Annotated in this window: 5 protein-coding genes; 3 read left to right on the plus strand and 2 right to left on the minus strand. The window is 54.8% G+C overall.

All coding sequences use genetic code 11. The annotated features are described in order from the left end of the window. Window positions 1–51 precede the first annotated feature (51 nt). Both EOINJALH_RS25875 and EOINJALH_RS31415 read left to right on the plus strand, forming a co-directional pair. The gene (locus EOINJALH_RS25875) at window positions 52–1536 is read left to right on the plus strand and encodes an AAA family ATPase (protein ID WP_088285635.1); all 1485 of its coding nucleotides are present in this window, start codon (window positions 52–54) and stop codon (window positions 1534–1536) included. After that, entirely contained in the window at window positions 1533–2162 is a 630-nt protein-coding gene (locus tag EOINJALH_RS31415) for an HNH endonuclease (RefSeq protein ID WP_144290172.1), read from the plus strand. Before EOINJALH_RS25875 ends, EOINJALH_RS31415 begins: the two co-directional genes overlap by 4 nt. 561 nt (window positions 2163–2723) lie before the next feature. On the opposite strand, the gene EOINJALH_RS31420 is transcribed toward EOINJALH_RS31415, so the two are convergent. Together EOINJALH_RS31420 and EOINJALH_RS25880 are read right to left on the minus strand one after the other, a co-directional pair. Then, window positions 2724–4256 (minus strand): hypothetical protein, encoded by a 1533-nt coding sequence (locus EOINJALH_RS31420; protein ID WP_158219899.1) that lies wholly within the window; start codon window positions 4254–4256, stop codon window positions 2724–2726. 3 nt (window positions 4257–4259) lie between these two features. Further along, a complete protein-coding gene (locus tag EOINJALH_RS25880) occupies window positions 4260–4979 on the minus strand; it encodes a hypothetical protein (protein ID WP_088285615.1) in 720 nt (239 codons plus the stop codon). A 396-nt stretch (window positions 4980–5375) separates the two neighbouring features. Here EOINJALH_RS25880 and EOINJALH_RS25885 point away from each other — a divergent pair, with 396 nt between their 5' ends. Further along, window positions 5376–6782 (plus strand): tyrosine-type recombinase/integrase, encoded by a 1407-nt coding sequence (locus EOINJALH_RS25885; RefSeq protein ID WP_088285617.1) that lies wholly within the window; start codon window positions 5376–5378, stop codon window positions 6780–6782. Window positions 6783–6867: the final 85 nt, after the last annotated feature.

The raw sequence follows: 6867 nt of genomic DNA on the forward strand, positions 1-6867 counted from the left end.
AATTTCGTTGAGCATATGGGCCTGTAGGCGGCTCGCTTGGGTAGGGGGACTATGAAAAACGCCGGCTTTCTTCTTAAGAGAGTAGAACTGGACTTCGGAGCCAAATCTCCAATTCAAGTCGATCTGATTGGCCCAAATGCCAATCTAAAAAGTACACACATATCTTTGATCGCAGGAGCGAATGGAACTAGCAAGAGTCGTCTGCTAGCTGCATTTATTGACAGGCTGTGCACCATTGAATCCGGACAAGCACTAGACAAGTACTCTCGTCGGCTTGCTGGCCAAGGAGCATTGGGTCTGATGTGCACAGGCCTGGAGACCGTTGTCAATGGATCAGAAGGATTGATCCATAAAAACGAGAGTGATTTGGTTGGCGATATAGGACTCCCCTCACGAGTACTCGCGCTATCGAACTTGGTGATGGACAAATTCCATTTTCCAAGGGACACGCAGTCGGAGGACCCGTTCTATCACTACCTTGGAGTTAGGCAAGCGACGAATCTGACAACAACCGGCTCTGTTGAGAGATCAGTAGGCGAAGCGGTTTTGCGGATGGCTTCAGATCGAGAGCGTCTGAACGCCTTTCAGGATTGGTTGAACTTGGTTTTCGGTGGCGGGCGGGAGCTTGCTTTTCTGTTTCCAAGAATCACAAGATCGGAAATTAAAAAATTTCTAGATAATCCAAGCAAGGAAGAGTATGTTCTGGAGAGGATGAAACGTCGTCTTGGATCTGCAAGAGTGGCGACAGTCAACGAACAACTAGTGTTGGAATCGACCAAAGAAATTCGTTTGCTATTCGAGTTCCTGTTGACGCATCTAACGGAATACGTCCTTCCAGGCGGTTCCAGTAAGTCCAGGCCGGAAGCTTTTATAAGAATATCTGCATTGAGTGATGGCGATCGGATTGAATTCACATCGCTTATCAAGAGTTTTTCAACAGCCAGCAGAGCAGGCTTCTCAGCCTGGCCAGCCCTCTGCATAGAAGGAGCGCCTTGGATTCCATTTGGGCAGCTTAGTTCTGGAGAACAGAACATACTTTCCGTAGGTGCAAAACTCATCGCGCATTCGCGTGCGGGATGCCTGGTTGTAATAGATGAGCCTGAAGTCAGCCTAAATGTGACATGGCAACAGCAATATACAGAGCTAATTCTCAAATCACTCGCCCATGCCCCGGGAAGTCATGTGGTGATTGCGACACATTCACCGCACCTGATTTCGAGCCTGCCCCACGGTACTGCCAGTATTGTACTTGCTGAGCGAGAAGGTGGAGGTGTAACGTATAAAACGCTTGATGCGGAATTTGAGGGCTGGGGGTCGGAATCAGTTTTATATCAGGTGCTTGGAATTCCATCCGCTTCTAGCTTTCACCTTAACAAGGATCTCGCGCTTGTCCTGAGGCACATACAAGAGGGAGGAAGGGACAAGCAACTGATAAGACGGTTTATCGAGAAGATCTCGCGGATCGACTACAAGGAAGTGGAACCTCTGGGGCTGGTCGTTTCTGAAATTAGAACCTATCTTGATTCGCTGAAATGAAGAAGCTAACTGCACCCAATTTTGATTGGCGGGACATAAAGTCTCTTTCAAAATATGCTAGGACCACAAAGTCAAAGACTCCATGGACGGGCGGAACAAAGCTATCTAAGGCGTTCAAGAAGAAGTTTACGGAACTGCTGCTTATCGAGCAATCCAAAAGGTGCGCATATTGCGGATGTCGTCTGTTTGAGAAGAGACCCCATCGGGACCACATCGCGCCCAAAGAGAAATATCAGGAGTGGATGTTTTGGCCGGAAAATCTTGTGTTGGCATGCTTTGCCTGCAATACAGACTTAAAGGCGACGTATGATCCTGTGGTCAAGAGATCAAAATCGTATAGGCGCAATGAATTTTCAATAGTACATCCATACTTGGATGACCCAGTGCTGCATGTAGACTATCTGGCAGACGGGTTAAATATATTGATTGGTCCGGTTGGCAACTCTGCAAAGGGGCTGAAGACGATTCAGCTTTTCGATCTGAGCAATCCGGAAAGGGCTAAGCAAAGAGCAAAAGATCTTGTGTTTGATGACGATGCGCAACATTTATACGGAAAATTTGAAGCAATGTATTTGGCGGCGACGAACCAGATTCAAAACCAACAGCTAAAGCTGCGCACGAGCTGAAAACTCACTTAGTTTAAGTTTGAAGCACGATGGCGATCAATCTCTAGAAAGTCGCCCAATGAGAGCCGACTACTCCCATGTCAGCCAGGCCGTTCGGGTGTCGCCGCGGGCCCTGCTGTGGGCCAAACGCAGCGCGCGTCGTCGGCAATCGGCCGTCGTTGAGCCGTTGGACCATCATTCACGCGATGACCGTGGCAGGGCATTGCCCTCCACGCCTGCCAGCGCTCTTAGAAGGCCGTTCCGGTCCAGTTGCGCTCGAGCACTTGCCGTGCGGCAGCGAGCGAGCCGCGCCGCAAGCTGGACAGGGACATGAGCCAGACGGTCGGCAAACCCGCCCTTAACGGGCGCCGATAGATGCGAGGACTTCGAGCGCAATACTCGGAAATTTGGTTGATTTGTGTCCAGGGGAAATTGAGCGTTCGGACACTGGCGCGGCCTTGGGACTTTGCGCAGGCGCACGTGCAGCGCCTAGGACGGTAAAAGCGATTGGCGGATTTGCCGTGAGCGTGAAGCGCAGCGCTCGGAACTTTCTACAGCGCCATGCTATCTGGTTGTCGACAACTAGTCTTCATCAGAGGCAGGCTTCTCAAAGAAGTCGACGGTCCCAAGCTTGTTGTGCAGTACTTGTTCCAGCTGCTCCACACTGATGACGTGATACTTGCCTAGAGCTGGCAGGTTTCGCTTGTTGGTCGTCATAATATGCAGCAGGCCAACCTCAATCAAAAGATTTCTGATACCCAACTTGCCATCAACGTATGCCTTTTTTGCATATCCAAGGTGTTCGAGTGTGAGTACCAATTTGATCGCGAGGCCGTGTACAACATATAGCAAAAGATCCAGCGTGAGTCTTCTATCCTTGAATTTAGTATCGAAAATTGGTTTGACGATCAAGAATTTAGTCGACGTCCCTGCTCGCCGCTCACCATGCCACGACTGTGCTGCCAGCACCATCTTTCGCTCCTCGTCGGAGTCCACAGGACAGAGAAAGTCCTTCGAAATAACTGGATGCGCATAGCCGGCAATCACCTCGATCTCGCCGCAATGATCGAGACCAATCTTCAGCAAAGCCAGAAAGATTGATGACTTCCCCGTTCTACCTTCGCGCCAGATTCTGACTCTTGGTGGAAGCATGAGCCTCGACGTCGAATCACCCGTGCCGTGAACCAAACATTCACGGCTCATCTCCAAGGTTCGTTTGATACCAGTCAATGTGACGGCTGCGTCAATTGTCGGTGATTTACCTTCAGGCCAAAAATTGGCTAGCCCGGCAAGCACTTGCTTGGCTTCAGATGCGAAGTCGTCGGCCCCAAAGAGCCAGGTATCAGACGGGCTAACGCCTTCGGGAAGCTGTGGCCGCCCGAGATCAATTGCAGCCCGTTTCAGGTCAGCCATGTCCTGGCCTGGAGAGGTGTCTCGGTTCACTACATTCAGTCGGGAACTGTCAAGGGCTGTCAGCAAAATCCGCGATTCGCGCGTATCAGGTCGCGATTTCGGACCACGAGCTCCACGAGTTGGAGCAACTGCCCTTTTCCTTTTTCCGGCGGGTCCTGCCTTCACTCGCCTGACTCTTCCAATGACCAGATCGCCGGGGCTTGCGCGTTTGCGGTTCCCTCCGTCGCCTGTTCCAGGTCGCCGAGTGGAATGCCGCTGCTCGCGGCTCGCATCCAACTCGCAGTCGCTGCTGTGTTGGACCTTGGTTGCCTTCCATTCGATTCCACCACGCCCGTTGTCCACTGCGACGCGGTCGAAATAGCGCCGGAGCACGAGCTCCTCTTGTCTACTTCCCGCCTTGAAGACGATCTGTCGACAGGCATAGGCACGCGCTGACCGCAGGCCGGAGCAGCAACTCACAGCCAGGAAGCGTTTGGCTGCCTTCTCCTTGTCGAGTATTTCGCCAGCGGCCTCACGGACCAAGACCGATCCGTCCCCGCAAAGAAGGCGGTAAACGCTGTCACGATTGATATCGACAAGTTCGCGCAGCGGATATTCGGTACCGGAACCAGGTCTCTGGACAGTGAAGATCTCGATTCCCAACCCTGCAGATGGATGCCCTGAAACTGAGCCATTGGGCTGCATGTTTGCGTCCGTGGCCATCGCTCAGACCGCCGCATTGCGCCAGATGGCGAACGGGTCTTCCGTGCGCAGATGCAGCAGCAGGGCGGCCGTAGTACTGACGGTCTCATCCTTGGTCTCGAGCCAGCTGTGCAGGTGCTGCAGAAAGCCGGCGAGGTGCTGCGTTGAGGGGCAATTGCGGGCTAGCAGCCGCGTCAATTGCAGCGCCTCCTGCGGTGTACCTCGCGGCGAATGTTTGGAGTCGAGATCCTCTGGTTCGGCAAAGGGCCGATGAATGTCGGATTCCAGACCCAGATCGCGTGTAGCGACCATGTACGCCACCAGCCTGCTGATCGGCGTCCTCAGATTCAGTTGCAACGGCAGAGCGCAGGTGACGAACTGGATTAGAAGGTCGGGCACCGGCAGTGGCTCATCAGTTTTGGGGTCGGCTAGGCAGACCAACGATTCGCCGTTCTCGTTCAAGGTGTCGAAGAAGCCCGGCTCGATAGGCCCCCATTCGACCTTGGGGTGAAGAACTCGCAGTACGAGCATTTCGCCATATCCGGTGATCCTTACGCCTTCAGCGAGCTCGGCAATATCCCTCGCACGCTGGGTCATGGAGAGCAGAACTTTCGGCGTTGGAAGATTGGCGCGCTCATCCTCCGGTAAGGCGATCCGAAGGCCTTCGTGGATTCCGAAAACGACGGTCGGGCTGAACTCGAACTCAGGCAGGCTGAAGAAACTCACACTATTGACATCACTCATTGCATTTCCTTGTTTCGCTTCCTCACCGCGAGGTCGCTAAATTCAGTCTGCAATGAGGCAGGGGTGTTTGGGAAGAGGCGTTCCAGCGCAAGTGTTCGGCCAAAGCGTCAAGGGACTGCCAATTCGGCGTATGTCACTGGCTTGGATTCTCTCCAACTGATTCAGATTTCAGAGTTGGCATCTGTTTCGTATGGAGGAACTGCATTTGCAGCGATTCTCTGAAAACCTGATCTGTCTCGGATTTCTACGATTCGATGTGCCATTGATTAGAGGAGTAATCAGTGGCATTTGAAGATCAGAGATCCTGACGATCTGAATCAGATGGCGTGCGCGAAAAGAAAAGGAAGGGAGAGGTTTACGACTTAGTTGAGAAAAATCTTGCGGCAAGCTGTGAGCATGATGCGTGCACACAACAAATCCCTTCGCAGTGCGACTGGCAGGGCTCAACTGAGTCTCGAATTCGACGTCGACACCGGCCCGATGGGGCTCGCTGCTGAGCCGAATGAAGTCGTTGGCAAGACAACTTCAAGCGACGGCGTTGTCGCGGAACTGCCGGCCGTCGACGCGTCACGCCCTTCAAGCGGCAACGGCACGCAGTCGCTGAGCGACGGTGCGCGGCTTGACATCGAAGCGGTCCAGCTGTGGATCGACGCTCGATGTCCCAAGGACGCCACGAAAGCACCTTGGTCCCTGGATCACACACGTCGTCAATATGAGCGCGAGGCTGAACGGTTCCTGCTTTGGATGCGCCAGGAGCGCGGTCGCAGCCTTGCACAGACGACGCTCGCAGACTGCATCGCCTACCGCGCGTTCTTGGCCGATCCGCAGCCCCGAGATCGCTGGTGCGCGCCACGCGGGACGCCACGGGGTTCGCCCGAATGGCGACCGTTCGAGGCCGGATTGTCTGCAGCGTCGAGTCGGCAGGCGATGACCGTGCTGCGCGGCCTATTTGAGTTTTTGCGGAACCAAGGACTGTTTCGAGCAAATCCATGGGCCGCCGTTGCAAAGCCACGAACCAAACAGGTGGATTTTGATGTCAGCCGAAGCTTGTCGCATGTCCAGTGGCAGGCCGTGCAGCAAGTAATGGCTGAAGTGACCAAAGGATCGGCTGGCCAGGAGAGTCCGCGCCGGCGCCAGATGGTCTGGATGATTCGCCTGCTCTATGCCACCGGCCTTCGATTGGCTGAACTGGTTTCGGCGCGCACATCGGACTTGCGTTGGTTTGAGTTCGACAAACCGATCTCCGGGCCTGACGACTCAGCCGCTGCCCGCGCAGGTGGGTGGTGCTTGTCGGTCATTGGAAAAGGCGGTGCGCGTCGCCGCGTTCCTGTGCCGTCGGAGCTCGTTGTGGAGTTGAACGAACTCCTTGCGATCAGTGGACCCGCTGCCGAGACGTCGGCGAGTTGTCGCGAGGCACAGCGTCCACTGCTGGTCCAGTGGCGCAGGGACGCTGGCTGCCGATGGCAGGCCGACGGGTCACTGGGTGCGCAGGGGGTGTACCTGCAAGTGCGGCGATTCATGTTGGTGGTTGCAGCCGCACTCAGGCGTGCCCATCGGCACGAGGACGCGCTGGCGCTGGAGCGGGTCAGCACCCACTGGCTTCGGCACACCCACGCAACCCATTCAGTGGCGGCCGGCGTGCCACTCGACGTAGTCCGTTGCGCGCTCGGGCACTCCTCACTGAGCATAACCACGGGATACACGGCGCCGGAACTTGAACGCCGGGTTCGGACGACGCAGAGACTTTTCTTCGGCTCACAACGACAGACGGAGCTGAAAACTGATCCTCAAAAGCCGGAATGAGCGCGAAGCTGTTGGCGCCGACTGAAATTTGACCCACTTACGAGGATCGTGCCGACGGAAATTTGACCCAGGTGTTCAACCTACC

Origin of the sequence: Ideonella sp. A 288, from assembly GCF_002198735.1 — a bacterium.
Taxonomy (GTDB): Bacteria; Pseudomonadota; Gammaproteobacteria; order Burkholderiales; family Burkholderiaceae_C; genus Pseudaquabacterium.